Raw genomic sequence first — 19,656 nt, forward strand, 5'->3', positions numbered from 1 at the left:
TTGCTATGGTCGCGCGTTCCGTCTTGCCTGGAGTTGCCATGAAGTCCGCAGAACGCCCCAATCTTCGCGTCGATTTCGACCGCTTGTGGTCGAGCCTGATGGAGCTAGGCCAGATCGGCGGCACCGAGAAGGGCGGCGTTTGCCGCATCGCGTTGACCGACCTCGACCGGCAAGGACGCGACCTCTTCGTGCGTTGGGCGAAGGAGGCGGGCTGTACCATCAAGGTCGACCAGCTCGGCAACATCTTCGCCCGCCGCGAAGGCCGCGATCCCACCAAGCCACCCGTCATGACCGGCAGCCATCTCGATACCCAGCCGACCGGCGGCAAGTTCGATGGCGCCTATGGCGTGATGGCTGGACTGGAAGTGTTGCGCGTGCTGCACGACTCCAACTACGTCACGGAGGCGCCGATCGAGGTCGCGGTCTGGACCAACGAAGAGGGGTGCCGCTTCGCGCCGGCCATGGTGGCCTCGGGCGTGTTCGGCGGTGCCTTCGAACTCGACTATGCGCTGGCCATCAAGGATCGTGAGGGCGTCACCTTCGGCGAGGCGCTGAAGAAGATCGGCTACGACGGCAAGGAGCCCGTCGGCGGCCGCAAGGTCGGCGCCTTCTTCGAGGCGCATATCGAGCAGGGGCCGATCCTCGAGCGCGAAAAGAAGACGATCGGCGTCGTCACGGGTGCGCAGGGGCAGCGCTGGTACGAGATCAACTGGACGGGCATGGAAAGCCACGCTGGCACGACCCCCATGGAAGGCCGTCGCGATGCGCTGGTCGGCGCCGCCGAACTGATCGTCGAGGCCCGTCGCATCGGCAACCGGCCGAACGGACGGTCCACGGTAGGGGTGATCGATAGCCTGCCGCAGGCCCGCAACACCATCCCCGGCCGCGTGTTCATGACGCTCGACTTCCGCCATCCCGACAACGACGAACTCACCAGGATGGATGCCGACATGCGCGCGGCCGCGGCGGAGATCGCCAAGCGCCATCGCCTCGACGTGAAGATCGAACAGATCTGGCACTTCCCGGCATCGCCCTTCGCCAAGGAGCTGGTCGATTCAGTGCGTCGCGGCGCGCAGCAGGCGGGTTACGCCCATATGGATATTGTGAGCGGCGCCGGTCACGACGCCTGCTATGTCAGCCGCGTCGCGCCGACCGCCATGGTCTTCGTGCCATGCAAGGACGGCATCAGCCACAACGAGATCGAAGACGCGACTCGCGACGATGTCGGGGCCGGCGCGCAGATCCTTCTGCAGGCGATGGTCGATACCGCCAACAAGTAGAGTAGAGGCTGTCGTGAAATCGGGGGGATTTGTTTCGGTCGCGACCGCTGCCTTGGTCGCGACCATCGCCGGCGCGGGCGGCACGCTGCCCATCATCCTGGCAGCGGCCCAGGCGGTCGGCGCCACGCCGGAGCAGGCGAGTTCGTGGGTCTCGGGCCTGTCGCTTGCTACCGCATTCAGCGCCCTGGTGCTGAGCGTCCGCTATCGCATGCCCATCATTGCCGCCTGGTCGACGCCAGGCGCAGCGCTGATCGCCTCGACCACCGGCGTGCCGAGCTTCGCGGCCGCCGTGGGGGCCTTCGTACTGGCGGCCGTGCTGATCCTGCTCACCGCCGCGGTGCGGCCGCTTGGCCGGCTGATCGAGAGGATTCCGGCCAGCATTGCGGCCGCCATGCTGGCGGGCATTCTGCTGCGCCTCGTAATGGCGATGATCGAGCATGTCCCGACCTCACCGCTGCTGGTGCTGCCGCTGCTCGTCCTGTTCCTGGTCGTGCGCGCGTTCCTGCCGGCGCTGGCGTCATTGATCGTACTGGTGGCCGGCGGCCTGCTCGCCTGGTCGCTTGGCCTTGTGAAGCCGTTGCCGCCGATCGGGTTCACCTCCATCGAGCTCACCGCGCCAGCCTGGGATCTTGCGACCCTGATCGGGCTCGGCGTGCCGCTCTATCTTGTGACGATGGCATCGCAGAACCTGCCGGGATTCGCCGTGCTGCGGGCCTCGGGTTATCAGCCGCCGACCCAGCCCATCCTCGCCGTCACGGGCGCGGCATCGCTCGGCACGGCCTTCATGGGCGCCCACACATCCAACCTCGCCGCGATCTCGGCGGCGCTCTGCACTGGCCCCGATGCTCATCCCGATCCGGCGAAGCGCTGGATGACCGGACCGTTCTACGCGCTGTTCTGGGGATTGATCGCCGTGTTCGGGGCCTCGCTGGTCGGCCTGTTCGGCGCGCTGCCGCCAGCGCTGCTGGCCACGGTCGCAGGCACGGCATTGTTGGGCTCGATGGCGAGTGCCATGGGCAGCGCCTTGGCCGGTGATCAGGACCGGCTGGCCGCAGCCGGCACGCTCGCAGTTACCGTCTCGGGCGTCACCTTGATGGGCGTGGGCTCCGCCTTCTGGGGGCTCGTCTTCGGTCTCCTGATCCTCGGTATCGACAGGGCCGTAAAGCGCTGACTGTCTCTGTTGACAATATATAAGTACATACTTATATATTGGTCATGTCATCCCTAGGCGATATCGCCACCGTTATGCGCACCCTGGCCGATCCGACGCGGCGGGCGGTGTTCGAACAAATCGCGACTGCCGGCGAGCTCACGGTCGGGGCGCTGACGGCGCGCAACGACGTCTCCCAGCCGGCAATTTCGCAGCATGTCCGGTCGCTCAAGGAAGCCGGCCTGCTCAGCGAACGCCGCGAGGGCCGGAACATCCATTATCGCTGCGAGCCGCGCGGGCTCGCACCGCTGGTCGACTGGCTGGGTGTCTACGGCGTCTTCTGGCGCGAACGCTTCACCAACCTGAAGTCCCTGCTCGAGGAGATGGACAATGACCAACCCGAACCGAGGCGCCGCGGTGACTGAGGTCGTGCGCGACATCGTGGTCGAAGAGGTTCTGCCGCACTCTCCCGAGAAGATCTGGCGTGCTTTGACCGCGGCCGAATTGCTCGCACGCTGGCTGATGCCCAGCGACTTCGAGCCCATCGTCGGCAAGCGCTTCCATTTCCGTACCCAGCCGATGGGCGACTGGGACGGCGTCGTCCACTGCGAGGTTCTTGAAGTCGTACCGTTGAAGCGACTCGTCTATAGCTGGAAGGGCGGCTCCAAGAACAATGCCAAGTACGGATCGGAGCTTGATAGCGTTGCCACCTGGACGCTCGAACCCGCGGGCTCCGGGACGCGCCTGAAGCTCGTGCATTCGGGGTTCCGGTCGCCGGAGAACGATTTTGCCTACGATACGATGAAGTCCGGCTGGGGCCGCATCATGGCGCGGATTGCCGAGATTGCGGCGTAAGCGGGAAACGTGCGGCATAGGCTTCGAGCGGCAGCTCCAGTCCGCGGCACAAGAAGCTGATCGTGTGGTAGTAGCCCACCAGCGCAATCGTCTCGAGTATCTGCGTCTCGTCGAAGTGCACGGCGAGGACATTCCAGGTCGATGTCGCAATCGTGCGATGGTCGACCAGATCGTCGACGACGGCGATCAGGGCTTGCTCGTCTTGCGTCCAGCAGGGCGCATCGGCCGGGCCGTGCACAAGGGCCGCGACCTGATCGGTATCCAAGGCCACGCGGTTCGCGAAGAAGGCGACGTGGACGCCCCATTCGTATTCGCAGCCCAGCCGGGCCGTGGTGCGGTCGATGACGATTTCGCGCTGACGCAGCGAAAGGGCGCCTTTGTCGAGCAGGCCGCCGGCGAACATCTTGCCGAACACGCGAGGGTTCCTGGCCATCGTGCGGAACAGGATCAGCGGCTCCACGTCCTTGGGCATGATACGGTCGAGTTCAGCGGCGATCGTGGGGGGATAGGGCGCTTCGGCCGGGGCGATGCGGGGCATGGCGGGTCTCCGTTTGTGCTACAGATTACGTAGCAACGGCCAGGCGTCATTGCTACAGAAATTGTAGTAACGGAGTGAAATAGATGGTGAAGCGCGTTCGCGGTTCGCAGACAGGCCGGCCGATCATGCGGCTGCTCGATCTGCTGGGCCGGCGCTGGACCCTGCGCATCGTCTGGGAGCTGCGCGAGGAACCGAAGCGTTTCCGCGATCTGCAGGACCGGATCGGCGCCAGCCCGACCATCGTGAACACCCGACTGGCCGAACTGCGCGAGGCGAAGCTGGTCGAACTCGACGATGCCGTGGGTTATCGCCTCACGGCGCTGGGCCGCGAGCTGCTGCAGCTCTTTCTGCCTCTGCACACCTGGTCGGAAAAGTGGGCAAAAGCGGCCGGATGACTACTTCAGAAATGGGTTGTCGCTTCCACGACCCTTGCGACGGGGCGGGAAATGTTCGGCGAGATAGTCGAGGATTTCGGCACGGTCCTCGGCCTTCACCGGTGGCATGCGGTGCTTTTCGAGCATCAGGTCGATGGTCGAATCCCAGAGGTCGCGCGTCAGCCCCTGCGCCTTGATCAGCGCCACGCCATGGCAGGCGGTGCAGGTATAGAAGGTGATCTCCCGGCCCTTGCCGTCGGGCAGATCGTCGACCGTGTCGTTGTGCGGCGGCGGCTTGCCTTTGTCGGGATCGACCGGCGGCGCTTCCACCTTGGGCGCCGGCGGCACGTAGACATACTGCTTGCGGCCCAACTCGCCCGCGCGATCGAGGGCGAGGAGCAGAAACGTCGTCGTCAAGGTGATGACGACGACGTGTGTCATGGTGAGCCGGCTCAAGATTCGACGAGCACCCGGATGCGGTTGATCGGATTGGCGCCGTAGCCTTGCGGGTTCCAGTTAGCGGCGGCGAAGGGCTGCGTCACGCCTTTGCTGTCCGTCGCCTTGGCCCAGACTTCGTAGTAGCCCGCAGTCGGCAGATCGATCGATGCAGTGAAACGCTGCCAGGCGAACTTGTTGGCGGGCGGATTGATTTTGGCGCTCTTCCAGGTGACGCCATAGTCGGTCGAGATGTCGACCGTCTTGACGTCGTAATCGCCGGCCCAGGCATGGCCACGCAGGTCGAGCTTGCGTGTGCCGGCCGCGAGCTTGGTGCCGTCGGCCGGAAAGGTGATGACCGACCGCACGGGCATTGATTCGAGGATCGCCATGTCCTTGGCGTCGCCCTTGCTGCCGGGCACGATCGGGGTCTTCGGTACACGGTAGGAGAAGCCGCCCATGCCGGGACCGTCATGCTCCTTGTCGCGCACCCAGATGCGCTTCAGCCACTTGGTCGACGCCGAGGCCGGCCAGCCCGGCACGACGAGGCGTACGGGCGCGCCGTGGATCAGCGGGATGTCCTGGCCATTCAGCTTGAAGGCGATCAGCGTGTGCTCTTCCATCGCCTTGGCCATCGGTACGCCGCGCGAGATGCTGGGCTTGTCGGTTTCGCCGGCGAGCGTCGGATCGGCGCCATAGTGGCCCGTGTACGTGGCCGACGGCTTCACGCCGGCCGCCTTCAGCACATCGGCCAGGCGTACGCCGGTCCATTGCGGGCAGCCCGCGCCGCCGTTGGTCCACTGATTACCCCGCGCTTCGGGCGAGAAGAAGGAGCGGCCGTTGCCGCCACATTCCAGCATCAGATTGTAGGTGACGTTGGGGAAGCGGCTCGCCAGCTCGCCGACGCTGATCTCCAGCGGCGTATTCACTTCGCCGTCGATCTTGATCTTCCAGGCCTTGGGATCGCCCGTCACGTCGGGGACCTGGCCATTGTTGCGGATGAAGAGCTTGGCCGTCGGCGTGACGTCGTCGTCCAGCAGCTCGGCCTGCGTCTCGGCGACCAGCGGCTTGTCGCCAAGGATCGCGAGCTTGGCCTTGCCATCCATTTCGAGGAGCTTGGGTCCCTTGGCTGCAGCAGGCGCGCCTTGCGCTAGTGCCGCGCCAACTGGCGGCAATGAAGCACCGACTGTTGCCATCCCGACTCCCTTCAGCAGGTTACGTCGCGACGCCTTGATTGTTCCCGTTCTCGGCATTTTTTCCTCCCAGGACACCGAATTCTTAGCTCAAACTCTCCGTCGCGTCAGCCAGCCCGACAGGATCAATGCACAGGCCGCCACGCAGACGATGATGGTGGCCAGTACGTTAATTTGCGGATCGACGCCGAGGCGGACGCTGGAATAGACGCGCATCGGCAGGGTTTGCGACTGCGCGCCGGCCACGAACTGCGTCAGGATCAAATCGTCTAACGACAATGTGAAGGCGAGCAGCCAGCCAGAACCGACGGCTGGCGCGATCAGCGGCAGGGTGATGGTGCGGAAGGTCGTCCACGGCGTCGCGCCGAGATCCATCGCGGCCTCTTCGAGCGAGCGATCGAAGTCGGCAAGCCGCGCCTGCACGACGATGGCGACGAAAGCGATGGAAAAGGTCGTGTGCGCGAGGGCGATGGTCAGGAAGCCGCGGTCGGGTCCGCCAAAAATCTGCTCCGAGCCTACGAAAAGCAGCAGCATGGAAATGCCCATTACAACTTCGGGCATCACCATGGGCGCGATGACCAGGCTGCCGAACAGCGTGCGGCCGAAGAAGAAGGGTGCCCGGGCGAGGGCATAGCCGGCGGCGAGGCCGATGGCGGCAGCGGCCGTGGCGCTCACAAGAGCGATGCGGAGCGACAGCCAGGCGGCGTCGAGCATTGCCTCGTTGGCGAACAGCGCCTGCCACCATTTGGTGGAGAAGCCTGCCCAGACCGTGACCAGCCGCGATTCGTTGAACGAATAGACGATCACCAGAACGATGGGCAGGTAGAGGAAGGCGTAGCCGAAGGCGAGCGCCGTGAAGGCGAATCGGGCGCGGCCGTTCATGTGCGGCGCTCCAGACTACGCGCCTGCTGGCGTTGGAACAGGGCGATGGGAGCGACCAGCAGGACCAACAGGCAGATCGCCACGGCCGAGGCCAGGGGCCAGTCGGCATTGGTGAAAAACTCGTCCCACAGGACCTTGCCGATCATCAGCGTGTCGGTGCCGCCCAGCAGATCGGGAACGACGAACTCGCCGATCGAAGGGATGAAGACCAGCAGGCAACCGGCCACGATTCCGGGCAGCGACAAGGGCAGGGTGACGGTGAGGAAGGCGATCAGGGGCCTGGCGCCGAGATCGGCCGCAGCTTCCAGCAGGCTCGTGTCGAGCTTCTCCAGGGTCGCGTAGAGCGGCAGAACCATGAACGGCAGGTAGGCGTAGACGATGCCAAGATGCACCGCCCATTCCGTGCCGAGGATGCTGCCGGGATTATCCGCGATGCCACTCCAGCGCAGGAACTGGTCGATCAGGCCATTCTTCGCCAGCAACCCCATCCAGGCATAGATGCGGATCAGGAACGACGTCCAGAAGGGCAGCACGACCAGCATCAGCAGCAGGGGGCGCCGCTCAGGTCGCGCTCGCGCAATGGCGTAGGCCATGGGATAGCCCAGCAGCAGCGCGATCAGGGTCGAGGTCGCGGCGATGCGCAACGACGACAGCCAGGCAGCGACATAGAGATCGTCGGAGAACAGCAGGGCGAAGTTCTTGAAGCTGAAGCCCAGCTCGACCGGCGGTGCGATATCGGGCGCGTTGGTGCCGAGCGCGATCGCCAACACCAGCGCGAACGGCAGCAGAAAGAAGACGATCAGCCAGAGGAAGGGCAGCGCGATGACGTAGCGCATGGCCTAGGCGCTCATTCGCTCACGCGATGCCCGGCGTCGGCCGACCAGCCGAGCCAGACTTCCTGGCCGCGCGCGAAGGAGGCGGGCTGCATGCGGTCGATGTTGGTGGTGGAGACCACCATCGTTCCTTTGCCCTCGGTGACAATGCGATAGAGCGAGCGGTCGCCTTCGTAGGCGATATCGAGGATCTTGCCGGCCACCGTGTTCGCGGCGTCGGGCCGGTCAGCGGCCAGCGTGATCTTCTCGGGCCGCAGCGCCAGCCATCCGCCATCGGCTTCAAGGATGTTGGCGATGCCGATGAAGTCGGCGACGAAGCGCGATGCCGGCCGTTCGTAGATCTCGTGCGGTGTCCCGACCTGGGCAACCCGGCCGGTGTTCATGACGGCCAATCGCGTCGCCATGGACATCGCTTCTTCCTGGTCGTGCGTGACCATGACAAAGGTGAGGCCAAGCTGCTCCTGTAGCCGCACCAGTTCGAAGCGCGTGCCTTCGCGCAGCTTGCGGTCGAGGGCGGCCAGCGGTTCGTCGAGCAGCAGCAGCTTGGGACGCTTCACCAGCGCGCGGGCCAGCGCCACGCGCTGGCGCTGACCACCGGAGAGCTGGGCCGGTCGCCGCGCGGCATGATCGGCGAGCTTCACCTGCTCCAATGCCTCGGCGACGCGCGTCGCGATCTCCGGCGCCCGTACGCCTTCGCGGCGCAGCCCGTAGCCGACGTTGGCCGCCACATCCATGTGCGGGAAGAGGGCGTAGGACTGGAACATCATGTTGACCGGCCGCAGATGCGGTGGAACGCCGGTCATGTCCTGGCCGTCGATGACGATGCGGCCGCCGTCCGGCACCTCGAAGCCTGCCAGCATGCGCAGCAGAGTGGTCTTGCCGCAGCCCGAGCCGCCCAGCAGGGCGAAGAGCTCGCCGCGCCGGATTTCGAGATCGACGCTGTCGACGGCGGTGATGGCGCCGAAGCGCTTGGTCAGTCCTTCGATGCGAACGATGGAGTCAGCAATAGGCCCAGCGTGCAATTCATCGACCCGTCTTGATGGCTGTCCACAAACGCGTGCGCTCACGCAGCTGATCGGCAGTACCGGCGGTGATGGTATAGAACTTCGCCCGCACGTCAGCCGGAGGATAGATCAGCGGATTGCCCGAGACGTCCTTGGGCAACAGCGCGAGGGCCGCCTTGTTGGCGTTGGCATAGCCCGTGAGCTCGCTCGAAGCCGCCGCCACCTTGGGTTCCAACATGAAATCGAGAAAGGCGTAGGCATTGGCGAGGTTCGGCGCATCCTTCGGGATGCCGGCAACGTCGATCCAGAGCAGCGAGCCTTCCTTGGGGATCGCATAGGCGACCTCACGCTTGTCGGCTGCCTTGGCAGCGCGATCGCGTGCCTGGAAGATGTCGCCGGAGAAGCCGAAGGCCAGGCAGATGCTGCCGCCGGCCAGCGCGTTGATGTACTCCGACGAATGGAATTTGGTGACGAAGGGCCGTATCGCCTTCACCACGTCGGCGGCCTTGGCGAGGTCCTCCGACTTCTTGGAATCCGGATCGAGGCCGAGATATCTGAGGGCGGCCGGCAGCACATCGGTGGCGCTGTCGAGCAGCATCACGCCACAATCCTTGAATTTCGACACAACCGCCGGATCGAAGATCATCCTAAGCGAATCGACCGGCGCATCCGGCATCCGCTTCTTGATCTCGGCGACGTTGTAGCCGATGCCCGTCGTGCCCCACATCCAGGGAATGCCATGGGCATTGCCGGGATCGTACTTGGCGAGCGCCGCCATGATCTCGGGATCGAGATTATTCCAGTTCTTGAGCTTGGAGCGATCGAGAGGCGTGAACAGCTTGGCCTGGAGCTGGCGCACGAAGAAGGGCGAGGCTGTCGGCACTACGACGTCGTAGCCCGACTTGCCGGTCTTGAGCTTGGCGTCGAGAATCTCGTTGGAGTCGTAGGTCGTGTAGTTGACCTTGATGCCCGTGCTCTTGGCGAAGTCCTTCAGCTGGTCTTCGGCGATATAGTCCGACCAATTGTAGACGTTGACCGATCCCTGGGCGAACGCCGACGCGGCGCTCAAGGCGAGCACCGAGGGAACGAGCAACGAAGCGAGAGCGAACAGACGCATCGGCAACTCCGGGAGAATCAGACGCCTAGATACCTATGTTGCAAGTCCCTGTCGCCGGCCAGCGCCTGCGACGTTCCGCTCCAAACGACACGGCCTTTTTCCACGATGTGGTGGCGGTCGGCGAGAGCGATCAGAGCGCCGACATTCTTGTCGATCACCAGGATCGCCTGGCCTTCGCCCTTCAGCCGGCCGAGGCAGGACCAGATTTCCTGCCGGATCAACGGCGCCAGGCCTTCGGTAGCTTCGTCCAGGATCAGCAGCTTGGGATTGGTCATCAGCGCGCGGCCGATCGCCAGCATCTGCTGCTCGCCGCCCGAGAGCTGGTTGCCCATGTTGCGCTGGCGCTCGCCAAGCCGGGGAAAGAACTCGAAGACGCGTTCGATCGTCCATGGGCTCGGCCGGCCGGTGCGGTTTGCGCTGGCGGCGATCAGATTCTCGCGAACCGAGAGGTTGGGGAAGATCTGCCGTCCCTCCGGCACCAGGCCGAAGCCCAGCCGGGCAATGCGGAAGGACGGAAGCTGATCGACACGCCGGCCCTCGAACTCGACGACGCCGCGCCGCGCCGGCATGAGGCCCATGATGGCGTGCACGGTGGTCGTCTTGCCCATGCCGTTGCGCCCCATCAGGGTCACGACCTCGCCGGCATTGATGCTCAGCTCCATGCCGAACAGCGCCTGGCTGGGGCCGTAGAAAGCTTCGAGGTCGCAGACCCGGAGCATCAGGCTACCATTCCGTCGTCGCCGAGATAGGCATGGCGTACGTCCTCGTTGGCACGGATTTCGGCCGGCGTGCCGCTGGCGATGGCCCGGCCATAGACCAGCACGGTGATGCGATCGGCGAGCTGGAAGACGGCATCCATGTCGTGCTCGATCAACAGCATCGCACGCTTGCTCTTCAGGGCGCGCAGAAAGCCGATCATGTGCTGGCTCTCCTCGACGCCCATGCCCGCCATCGGCTCGTCGAGGAGCAGCAGCGACGGATCGCCCGCGAGGGCCATGGCGATCTCGAGCTGGCGCTGCTCGCCATGGCTGAGGGCCGCCGCCAGTGTGTTCGCACGGTCACCGAGGCCCACATCTTCCAGGCCGCGGCGGGCCGGGCCGCGCAGGCGTTCATCGTTGCGTGCATCGGCCAGGAAGCGGAAGGAGTGACCGGCGTGGGCCTGCACGGCCAGCGCTACATTCTCCAGCGCGGTGAACTCGCGCAGCACCGAGGTGATCTGGAAGGAGCGCGCCAAGCCTAGGTGCACGCGCTTGTGTGTCGGCAGGTGTGTGATGTCCTGCCCTGCGAATCGGATCGTGCCGGAGTCCGGCGTGATGTTGCCGGTAAGCTGGCCGACCAGCGTCGTTTTTCCCGCGCCGTTGGGGCCGATCAGGGCATGGATTTCACCGGGCACGACGTCGATCGAGACATTGTCGGTGGCCAGCAGGCCGCCGAAGCGCTTCACGAGACGGTCCGCGCTGAGCAATGGCGTGCTCATGAGCGCCGCCCCAACAGCGAGTCGATGCCGCCGCGTGCATAGAGCGCGACTAGGATCAGCAGTGGGCCGAACACGATCTGCCAGTATTCGCCCCATCCCTTGTTGAAGAGGTCGAGCAGATGCGGCAGCGACTCTTCCAAAACGAAGAAGGCAATGGTGCCGAACAGCGGGCCGAACAGCGTGCCCATGCCGCCCAGCACGACGATGACGATGAGATCGCCCGACTTCACCCACGACATCATGGCGGGCGAGATATAGGCGCCTTCGTTGGCGAGCAGAATGCCGGCCAGTCCGCCAAAGGCGCCGGAGAGAGTGAAGGCCACGAGGCGATAGCGGAACACAGGGAAGCCCAGCGCCGTCATGCGCAGGTCGTTCGACTTGGCGCCGCGGATTACGTGGCCGAAGCGCGAATTGGCGAAGCGGCTGCAGAACCAAAGGGTACCGCAGAGAGCCGCGAAGCAGAGCCAGTAGAAGGACGCCTTGTCGCGCAAGTCGACCAGGCCGGGAAAGCGGCTGCGGCTGATGTTGAGGCCGTCGTCGGCGCCGTAGGCTTCGAGGCCGCCACCGACATAGTAGACGAGCTGCGCGAAGGCCAGGGTGATCATGATGAAGTAGAGGCCGCGCGTCCGGAGCGACAGGGCGCCGATCAAGGCGGCCCACAGCGTTGCGGCAATCAGCGCCACCGGCCACTGGATCCAGCCGCTCGATATGCCATGAACCGATAGGATGCCGACGGCATAGCCGCCGATGCCGAAGAAGACGGCATGGCCGAAGCTCACCAGGCCGCCATAGCCCAGGATCATGTTGAGGCTGACGGCGGCGATGGACCAGATGACGATGCGCGTGCCGATCGACAACAGATAGCGCTGGTCCAAAGCCTGGGTCAGCAGCGGCAGCACCGCTAGGATCAGCAGGACGAGCGCGGTGATGAGCCCGCGCGGTGTACGCAAGGCGGCTATCACGAGGCGCCGCTCACGTCCGCTGTCCGAACAGGCCGGTCGGCCGCCAGACCAGCACGCCCGCCATCACGACATAGACCAGCACCTGCGAGATCGCCGGCGCGGCGCTCGAGGCGGCGCTGGCGCTCAGGAATGTCTTCAGCAGATCGGGCAGGAAAGCGCGGCCGACGATGTCGATCTGGCCGACCACCATGGCCGCGATGAACGCGCCCTTGATCGAGCCGATACCGCCGATGACGATGATCACGAAGGCGAGGATCAGGATGTCGTCGCCCATGCCGATCTTCACCGAGGTGATGGGGGCGGCCATCAACCCGGCCAGACCGGCGAACACCGCGCCCAGACCGAATACCAGGCTGAAGAGCAGTTCGATGTTCACGCCCAGAGCGCCGATCATGCGCCGGTTGGAGGCGCCGGCACGGATCAGCATGCCGATTCGCGTGCGCGCCACCAGCCAGGCCAGCAGGATGGCGACTGCCGCGCCGACAACGATGATGGCGAAGCGATAGGCAGGGTAGGGCACGCCGGGCAGGATCTCGACCGTATGGTTCAGGAAGGTGGGCACGGCGATGCTCTTGCCGGCCGGCCCCCAGATGACGCGCACCAGTTCATTGAAGAACAGGATCAGTCCAAAGGTCGCCAGCACCTGGTCGAGATGGTTGCGGGCATAGAGCCGCCGCGCCACGACCGCTTCGACGATGAGGCCCAGGACGAAGATGGCCGGCAGCGCCAGCAGCGCGCCCAGGACGAAGGAGTCCGTCCAGCTGATCGTCGTCCATGCGATATAGGCACCCATCATGTAGAGCGAGCCGTGCGCCAGGTTGACGAGATCCATGATGCCGAAAGTCAAGGTCAGCCCGGCGGCGAGCAGGAACATCAGCAGGCCGAGCTGCATGCCGTTCAGCATCTGAAGCAGCAGGTAGTCCATGTCCCCTAGCTCATCCCCTTCAAACGAAACGGGAGCGCGGTGTGCGCGCTCCCGTCGGTACTCGTCCTGCCAGCTCTACTTCATTGGGCACTTTTCGTAGAACGGATCCTTGGCATCCTTCATCGCAGTGGCGATCGTCTTCACCGTCATCATGCCTTCCGGATCCTTGACGGCTTCCTGGATGTAGAAGTTCTGGATCGGGAACTGGTTGGTGTTGAACTTGAAGTCGCCGCGCACCGACTTGAAGTTCGCCTTCTTCATCTCGGCACGGACCTTGTCCTTGTTCGACAGATCACCCTTGAGGGCCTCGGCCGCCGAGGCGATCAGCATGATCGCGTCGTAGCTCTGGGCGCCGTAGTAGGACGGGTAGACGCCGTGCTTCTTCTTGAAGTCGGCGACGTACTTTTTGTTGGCGTCGTTCGGCAGGTCGTTCACCCACTCCTGTGCCCCCAGAGTGCCGAGTGCCAGCTCCTTCTGCAGCGGCAGCGTGATCGCGTCGATCGAGAACACCTGATAGAGCGGGATCTGGCCCTTGAGGCCCGCCTGAGCGTACTGCGTCAGGAACTGAACGCCGTGCGCGCCCGGGTAGAAGATGAAGATGCCGTCCGGCTTGGCGGCGCGGATCTTGGCGAGCTCGGCAGAGAAGTCGAGCTGGTCCGGCCACTTGGTGAGATCCTCACCGATGATCTGGCCCTTGAAGGTGCGCTTCACGCCCGCGAGCATGTCCTTGCCGGCCGCGTAGTTGCCCGCCATCAGATAGAGGCTCTTCACGCCCTTGCTCTGCAGGTATTCGCCCATCGCCATCGGCGTCTGGTCGTTCTGCCATGAGGTCGAGAAGAAGTTCTTGTTGCAGAGGTCGCCCGCGATCTGCGATGGCCCGGCATTGGCCGAGATCAGGATCGTGTCGCCTTCGTCGGTCACTGTCTTGAGCGAGGCCAGCAGCACGTTCGACCAGATGTAGCCGGTGACGAAGTTCACCTTGTCCTGCTGGACGAGCTTCTCGGATTTCTGCTTGCCGACGTCCGGCTTGAACTGGTCATCCTCGTAGACGATCTCGAAAGGCTTGCCGCCCATCTTGCCGCCGAGATGTTCCTTGGCCAGTTCGACCGAGCGGCGCATGTCCTCGCCGATCGCAGCCTGCGGGCCGGAGAAGGTGCTCACGAATCCGATCTTGATCGGGCTCTGGGCCATCGCCGGCAGGGCGCCAGCGGCAACGGTCGCCAGCGCCGCAATTGTTGCGGCGCCAAACAATTTGCTTTTCACGCTAGTTCTCCCTGTGAACCCCAATTTCCTTGGGCGCTATAGAAGCGGAAAACCCAGCCAGCAACAACGGCTTATTGAACCGTCACCGGGCCGCGTAGCAGGGAAAGGGGCAGGGCGCCTTCGGTGGCGACGCCGGCCGGGCCGCCGTCGAGCGGCATCCAGTGGAATCCGGCCTGCGCCGCCTGCCGGCAACTTGCGCTGACCACGATCCGTACCTCGTCGGGCCCCGGAACGTTGCGGCCAAATTGTTCCAGGCGAAAGGCGACGTTCACGGCCTCTCCGATCGCCGTGTAGTCGACGCGGCCGGCGAAGCCGATATTGCCCACCAGGACTTTGCCGGTGTGCAGGCCGATCCGCATGCGGCAAGCATGCAATCCAAGCTTCCGGCGTTCGGCGTTGAACGCCTCGACTTCGCGGGCGACGGTGAGGGCACCGTGGCAGGCGGCCCAGCCATGGTCCGACCGCTGTTCCGGTGCGCCCCAAAATGCCATCAGCCCGTCGCCGATGTACTTGTCGATCGTCCCGCCATTCGCCTCGATGGCAGGGCCGACGCAGGCCAACAGATCGTTCAGGTAGGATGCCGCTTCCGTCGCAGGCCGGCCGTTGGAATAGGCGGAGTAGCCTTCGAGGTCGCAGAACATCACGGTGATGACGCGATCCTCGCTCACCGGCAAAGCCCCGTCTGGGCCGTGAGGTGGGCAACGAGGGCGCGGGGGAGATAGGTGGCCGACAGTCGCAATCCACGCGCCATGCGCTCGAAAGCGCGATTGGCGAGGCTGAGCTCACGCACGCGGCTGCTGCCCAGTTCCGGCATCCTGTCGAACTCCAGCCGTTCGACGGCACGGGCGGCATCGGCCAGGGCCAGGATCGGCCGCGCCAGCCGCCGGCCCAACAGGACGGCGACAATGGCCGTGAACAGCATGAGCAGGACGCCGGCGATCAGGATGCCGCGTACGATCCAACGTGCCCAGGCCGACTCCCGGCCGGGCGCGTAGTAGCCGACGGTCAGATCGGCGGGCGCATACTCGCCGACCTGGCGATAGAACCAGGCGAAGCTGTTGTCGTTGACCCAGTTCCAGTGCGCCATGAAAGGCGTTCGGTCGTTCGTCCAGTCGATTTGCCGTTGATCGGGCGCCCATATCGACGCCAGCACCGGGTCGTCGACCTCGGCCAGGGTGGAAGGCCGTCCTCGGGCGCGTTGCAGGGCGATGCCCTCGGGCTGTGCCAGGAAGGGGTGCGCCAGGATCTTGTCGTGGTCGAACAGGATGAAGGGCGTACGCTCGTCGGGCAGCTGGAGATCGACCAGGAAGCGAGAGAGGTCGGTGGCCCTGATCGCAGCGCCCACGAGCCCCCGAAATTCGCCGTGCACGCGGATCGGCACGATGATCGGCAGAATTGTTTCTCCCAGCACCTCGATCCACATCGGCTTGCCCCAGCCCGGCCCCTCCATCGTCCGGGCGCGCTCCAGGAGCTGATCGGCCCCGGGGATGTTCTCGCGACGCTCCGGAAGCATACGTCGATCGGTTCGCGCGAAAGTCGACGGTTGGCCGTCGACAGGCAGGACGACGAACGCGACGGCCTGAGGTACCGCTGCCAGCGTGCCTACGGCGAAGGCGGACCATTGCTCGCGATTGTCGAAAGTGACCTATCAGGCGTGGATCGCGATAGAAGTGCGAGGCGTCGCCCCGGCGAAGCCTGTTGCCAGCGAGATGGCTAGCTGGCGTGGAGATCCTTCACCTCGAACCTGCGGATCACCGTCGCCGATGTCACCTGAGCTTGAAGCGTTGGATCTTGCCGGTTGCCGTCTTCGGCAGCTCCGGAACGTATTCGACCCAGCGCGGGTACTTGTACGGAGCCAATGTTTTCTTACAGTGAGCCATCAGCTCGTCGGTTAGCTTGGCGCTGTCGGTTCCGGGGTGTTTCAATACCACGATGGCCTTGGGCTTGATCAGCGCTTCGTCGTCGGCATGGCCCACTACCGCTGCTTCGAGCACTGCGGGGTGACCGACCAGGCAGTTCTCGATCTCGACCGGCGAGCACCAGATGCCGCCGACTTTCAGCATGTCGTCGCTGCGGCCTTCGTAGATGAAGTAGCCGGCATCGTCCTGCCGGTAGGTGTCGCCGGTATTCAGCCAGCCGTCGACCATGGTCTCGGCGGTCTTCTCCGGCTTGTTCCAGTAGTACTTCGCGGTCGACTCGGAACGGATCCACAGCCGCCCGCTCTCGCCCTGGGCAACGGCGGCGCCGTTCTCGTCGAGGATGCGCACCTCGTAGCCGGGCACAGGCTTGCCGCTGGTGCCCGGGCGATAATCGCCCAGCCGGTTGCCGACGAAGATATGCAGCGCCTCGGTGGAGCCGATTCCGTCCAGGATCACCGTGCCGGTCTTCTCCTGCCAGCGGCGGAACATGTCGGCCGGCAGCGCCTCGCCCGCCGAGACGCAGGCGCGCACCGAGGAAAGATCGCGCGACGCGTTTTCGAGAGCCGCGAGCTGGGCAGCATAGAGCGTAGGGACGCCGTAGTAGATGGTCGGCTTGAAGGTCTCGATCATCTCGAAGGTCGTGTCCGGCGTCGGGCGCCGGTCGTCGAGCACCGCCGTGCCGCCGACCCACAGCGGGAAGGTCATGGCATTGCCCTGACCGTAGGCGAAGAAGAGCTTGGCGGCGGAGTAGCAGATGTCCGGCTCGGTGACGCCCAACACGCGCACGCCGTAGAGCTCGCTTGTCACCACCATGTCGCGCTGGGCGTGGACGGCGCCCTTCGGCCGGCCGGTCGAGCCGGAGGAGTAGAGCCAGAAGCAATCGTCGGTCGGCGCTGCAGGGCGCGCGTCGAGGTTGGGCGATGCCTTGGCCATCTCCGCGGCAAAGGCATCCACGGTCATTGCGCGCGGCGTCTTCGCGCCGAGCTGCTTCAACGCGGGTTCGATCTCGCCTGCGAACTCGCTCGAATAGACGACGAGCCCACAGCTCGAGTCCTCGATCATGTAGGCATAGTCGTCGGCGCGCAGCAGCGTGTTGGGCGGCACCGGCACGATGCCGGCCTTGATGGCTCCCCAGAACAGATAGAAGAACGCCGGACAGTCCTTCACGACCATGAGCAGCCGGTCGGCCGGTTTGAGCCCTGCCGCCAGGAGTGCATTTCCCGCACGGTTCACCCGCTCGGCCAGCTCGGCATAGGTCACGGTTTCCTGGCGCGTCCTGATCGCGGCCTTGGCGCCGCGGCCTTCGCCGAGATGCCGGTCGATAAACGGCACGGCGACGTTGAACCTCGAAGGCAGGGAGACCTTGTGGTCGGGCGAAAAGGCGATGCCGGGAGGGAGAGCCATGGCTTCCTGTAGCGCAACTCGCGGCCCGATGGCGAGACGCTGATTCTCCCAAATGGCGCGGGCGCCGCCAGTGTATGGCAGCGCCCGGCATTACTTTGCAGCCAGTTAGAAGCTGATGACGACCTTGCGGTCGGTCGGATCGCTCATGCCGTCGCCAACCTTCTGCAGGGGCTTGGACACGACCGGGTGAACGTTGATCCGGTCGGGTGACACGCCCTGAAGTACAAGTTCGTTCTTCACCACGTCGGCATAGTCGGCGCGGCCCTGGATCTGGATCGTCCGCGACTTAGAGGCGGTGATGGCCTTGCGAACCGTATCCTTCGCGCCCGCGGTCAACGGCTTGTTGCCGCTGCGGTCGATGAACACCGTGTACTCGGGATTGCTACTCTGGCTCATCGCGGCGGAAATCGGCGCCGCCGCGAGGACGCTGCCGAGCACGATGGCAATGCTGAGCTTGCGCATTACCTGTCTCCTTTCCTGTGCCCCAAATAACGCTGGGGCCACAGGGAAGTTTCCTGTGCAAAACGGCGGATTCCGGCCGAAATGGGGCAGGGCCGCTCCGCGGGACGACGGGCTGTCGCCTCGGCCCCGTCCCGAAGACAGTCCCTAATTGAACCTTACATATTCGAAGTCGGCAGGCTGATTGTTGATGCCGCGCGCGGGCGGGGCGATCCAGTGGGCGAACTTACCGGGCTGCGTGACGGCCGGGCCCATCAGCGACTTGATGTAGGCGCGGTCTTCGTCGGTCGGCAACCACTTGCTTTCGTTGGCCTTCCACTCGGCTTCGGAGAGCAGCTTGCCGTCGGGCGAGACGCGCTGGCCAGCGAAGGCGCCGATGCGACGGTCGAAGGCACGGTGCGGCAGCTTCATCTCGAAGTTGATCCCGACCTTCTCGATGGTCTTGTTCCAGCGCACCACGCCCCGGGCGCAGTCCTCGATATAGTCCTGACGCAACCGTTCGTTCAGTGCCTGCAGGGCCGGTACCGCCTTCTTGACGATGCGGCCGTCTTCCATGGTCTCGATCTCGTAGGTGTCGTTGACCAGGAGATGGTCGTCGTCGATGCGCGTCTCGAGGTACCGACCCTTCACGCCCTGGGTGTAGTAGTTCGCGGCATTGGTCGAGGCTTCCTGGCCGAACAGGTCGAGCGACACCGAGAAGTGGAAGTTGAGGTACTTCTGCATGGTCGGCAGGTCGATGGCGCCGAGCGCGCGGACATCGTCGGTCTTGTGTTCCTTCATCAGCTCGCAGGTGCGCTGGATGATACGGCCGACGCCGGTCTCGCCCACGAACATGTGGTGCGCTTCCTCGGTCAGCATGAAGCGGCAGGAGCGTGCCAGCGGATCGAAGCCCGATTCGGCCAGCGACGCGAGCTGATACTTGCCGTCGCGGTCGGTGAAGAAGGTGAACATGAAGAAGGAGAGCCAGTCCGGCGTCTCCTCGTTGAAGGCGCCGAGGATGCGCGGCTTGTCGGGGTCGCCCGAATGGCGCTCCAGCATCGCCTCGGCCTCCTCGCGGCCGTCGCGCCCGAAATAGGCGTGCAGCAAGTATACCATCGCCCAGAGGTGGCGGCCTTCCTCGACATTGACCTGGAAGAGGTTGCGCAGGTCATAGAGCGAAGGTGCGGTCTTGCCGAGCAGCCGCTGCTGCTCGACCGAGGCGGGCTCCGTATCGCCCTGGGTGACGATCAGGCGGCGCAGGGTCGAGCGGTGTTCGCCGGGCACATCCTGCCAGGCGGGTTTGCCCTTGTTGTCGCCAAAGGCGATCTGACGGTTCTGATCGCGTTCGGCCAGGAAGATGCCCCAGCGATATTCCGGCATCTTCACGTAGCCGAAATTGGCCCAACCGTTGGTATCCGTCGAAACCGCCGTGCGCAGATAGACGTCGAAGGCCGAGGTACCGTCCGGCCCCATGTCCTTCCACCAGTCGAGGAAGCGCGGCTGCCAGTTCTCCAGCGCGCGCTGCAGGCGGCGGTCGCTCGAGAGGTCGACGTTGTTGGGGATGAGCTGGCTGTAGTCGATGGCCATGTGTTCCTCCTTGCGTGCGT

General features: G+C 64.7%; 22 protein-coding genes. 5 read left to right on the forward strand and 17 right to left on the reverse strand.

The genetic code is table 11. From position 1 onward, the window contains the following. Positions 1-38 precede the first annotated feature (38 nt). From BN60_RS04585 to BN60_RS04600, 4 genes are read left to right on the forward strand one after another with little or no spacing between them, the layout of a single operon-like run. A complete protein-coding gene (locus tag BN60_RS04585; RefSeq protein ID WP_020694821.1) occupies positions 39-1,280 on the forward strand; it encodes a Zn-dependent hydrolase in 1,242 nt (413 codons plus the stop codon). A gap of 13 nt (positions 1,281-1,293) precedes the next feature. Then, positions 1,294-2,451: a benzoate/H(+) symporter BenE family transporter gene (locus tag BN60_RS04590; RefSeq protein ID WP_043283632.1), complete on the forward strand. Its 1,158-nt coding sequence runs from the start codon at positions 1,294-1,296 to the stop codon at positions 2,449-2,451. Positions 2,452-2,495: 44 nt separating this feature from the next. Then, positions 2,496-2,855, forward strand: a complete 360-nt coding sequence (locus BN60_RS04595) for an ArsR/SmtB family transcription factor (protein ID WP_051150087.1) — start codon at positions 2,496-2,498, stop codon at positions 2,853-2,855. Beyond that, positions 2,821-3,285 (forward strand): SRPBCC family protein, encoded by a 465-nt coding sequence (locus BN60_RS04600; protein WP_020694824.1) that lies wholly within the window; start codon positions 2,821-2,823, stop codon positions 3,283-3,285. The genes BN60_RS04595 and BN60_RS04600 overlap by 35 nt, the downstream gene beginning before the upstream one ends. On the opposite strand, the gene BN60_RS04605 is transcribed toward BN60_RS04600, so the two are convergent. Further along, positions 3,254-3,823, reverse strand: coding sequence for a carboxymuconolactone decarboxylase family protein (locus tag BN60_RS04605; RefSeq protein WP_020694825.1), 570 nt, complete (start codon positions 3,821-3,823; stop codon positions 3,254-3,256). The genes BN60_RS04600 and BN60_RS04605 overlap by 32 nt on opposite strands. An 83-nt stretch (positions 3,824-3,906) precedes the next feature. On the opposite strand from BN60_RS04605, the gene BN60_RS04610 reads away from it, so the two are divergent. After that, positions 3,907-4,218, forward strand: coding sequence for a winged helix-turn-helix transcriptional regulator (locus BN60_RS04610; protein WP_020694826.1), 312 nt, complete (start codon positions 3,907-3,909; stop codon positions 4,216-4,218). Here BN60_RS04610 and BN60_RS28570 read toward each other — a convergent pair whose 3' ends face one another. The 16 genes from BN60_RS28570 to boxB form a co-directional block, all read right to left on the reverse strand. Beyond that, positions 4,219-4,638: a hypothetical protein gene (locus BN60_RS28570; RefSeq protein ID WP_020694827.1), complete on the reverse strand. Its 420-nt coding sequence runs from the start codon at positions 4,636-4,638 to the stop codon at positions 4,219-4,221. Between the two features lie 11 nt (positions 4,639-4,649). Further along, on the reverse strand, positions 4,650-5,828 hold the full coding sequence (locus tag BN60_RS04620) for a sulfite oxidase (RefSeq protein ID WP_245539808.1): 1,179 nt from the start codon (positions 5,826-5,828) through the stop codon (positions 4,650-4,652). An 87-nt stretch (positions 5,829-5,915) separates the two neighbouring features. Next, the gene (locus BN60_RS04625; protein ID WP_020694829.1) at positions 5,916-6,707 is read right to left on the reverse strand and encodes an ABC transporter permease; all 792 of its coding nucleotides are present in this window, start codon (positions 6,705-6,707) and stop codon (positions 5,916-5,918) included. Further along, entirely contained in the window at positions 6,704-7,543 is an 840-nt protein-coding gene (locus BN60_RS04630; protein ID WP_020694830.1) for an ABC transporter permease subunit, read from the reverse strand. The genes BN60_RS04625 and BN60_RS04630 overlap by 4 nt, the downstream gene beginning before the upstream one ends. 11 nt (positions 7,544-7,554) lie before the next feature. Further along, positions 7,555-8,562: an ATP-binding cassette domain-containing protein gene (locus tag BN60_RS04635; protein ID WP_020694831.1), complete on the reverse strand. Its 1,008-nt coding sequence runs from the start codon at positions 8,560-8,562 to the stop codon at positions 7,555-7,557. Position 8,563: 1 nt separating this feature from the next. Continuing rightward, a complete protein-coding gene (locus BN60_RS04640) occupies positions 8,564-9,661 on the reverse strand; it encodes a polyamine ABC transporter substrate-binding protein (protein WP_020694832.1) in 1,098 nt (365 codons plus the stop codon). Between the two features lie 17 nt (positions 9,662-9,678). Then, positions 9,679-10,380 carry an ABC transporter ATP-binding protein gene (locus tag BN60_RS04645; RefSeq protein WP_020694833.1) on the reverse strand — a complete coding sequence of 234 codons (702 nt, stop codon included), beginning with the start codon at positions 10,378-10,380 and terminating at the stop codon, positions 9,679-9,681. Continuing rightward, positions 10,380-11,138, reverse strand: coding sequence for an ABC transporter ATP-binding protein (locus tag BN60_RS04650; protein WP_020694834.1), 759 nt, complete (start codon positions 11,136-11,138; stop codon positions 10,380-10,382). The genes BN60_RS04645 and BN60_RS04650 overlap by 1 nt, the downstream gene beginning before the upstream one ends. Beyond that, complete coding sequence (locus tag BN60_RS04655) at positions 11,135-12,088, reverse strand: branched-chain amino acid ABC transporter permease (protein ID WP_020694835.1); 954 nt, start codon at positions 12,086-12,088, stop codon at positions 11,135-11,137. Before BN60_RS04655 ends, BN60_RS04650 begins: the two co-directional genes overlap by 4 nt. Positions 12,089-12,110: 22 nt before the next feature. After that, a complete protein-coding gene (locus BN60_RS04660; RefSeq protein WP_020694836.1) occupies positions 12,111-13,025 on the reverse strand; it encodes a branched-chain amino acid ABC transporter permease in 915 nt (304 codons plus the stop codon). A 75-nt stretch (positions 13,026-13,100) separates the two neighbouring features. Next, positions 13,101-14,216 carry an ABC transporter substrate-binding protein gene (locus BN60_RS04665; RefSeq protein ID WP_083856350.1) on the reverse strand — a complete coding sequence of 372 codons (1,116 nt, stop codon included), beginning with the start codon at positions 14,214-14,216 and terminating at the stop codon, positions 13,101-13,103. 143 nt (positions 14,217-14,359) lie between these two features. Then, on the reverse strand, positions 14,360-14,956 hold the full coding sequence (locus BN60_RS04670) for an adenylate/guanylate cyclase domain-containing protein (protein WP_043283634.1): 597 nt from the start codon (positions 14,954-14,956) through the stop codon (positions 14,360-14,362). Continuing rightward, entirely contained in the window at positions 14,953-15,801 is an 849-nt protein-coding gene (locus tag BN60_RS04675) for a cache domain-containing protein (protein WP_043283635.1), read from the reverse strand. Before BN60_RS04675 ends, BN60_RS04670 begins: the two co-directional genes overlap by 4 nt. Positions 15,802-16,054: 253 nt before the next feature. Beyond that, entirely contained in the window at positions 16,055-17,611 is a 1,557-nt protein-coding gene (locus BN60_RS04680) for a benzoate-CoA ligase family protein (protein WP_020694838.1), read from the reverse strand. Positions 17,612-17,716: 105 nt separating this feature from the next. Further along, positions 17,717-18,073, reverse strand: coding sequence for a hypothetical protein (locus BN60_RS04685; protein ID WP_020694839.1), 357 nt, complete (start codon positions 18,071-18,073; stop codon positions 17,717-17,719). Positions 18,074-18,217: 144 nt separating this feature from the next. Continuing rightward, complete coding sequence (gene boxB / locus BN60_RS04690) at positions 18,218-19,636, reverse strand: benzoyl-CoA 2,3-epoxidase subunit BoxB (protein WP_020694840.1); 1,419 nt, start codon at positions 19,634-19,636, stop codon at positions 18,218-18,220. Positions 19,637-19,656: the final 20 nt, after the last annotated feature.

This window comes from Reyranella massiliensis 521, assembly GCF_000312425.1.
GTDB lineage: Bacteria > Pseudomonadota > Alphaproteobacteria > Reyranellales > Reyranellaceae > Reyranella > Reyranella massiliensis.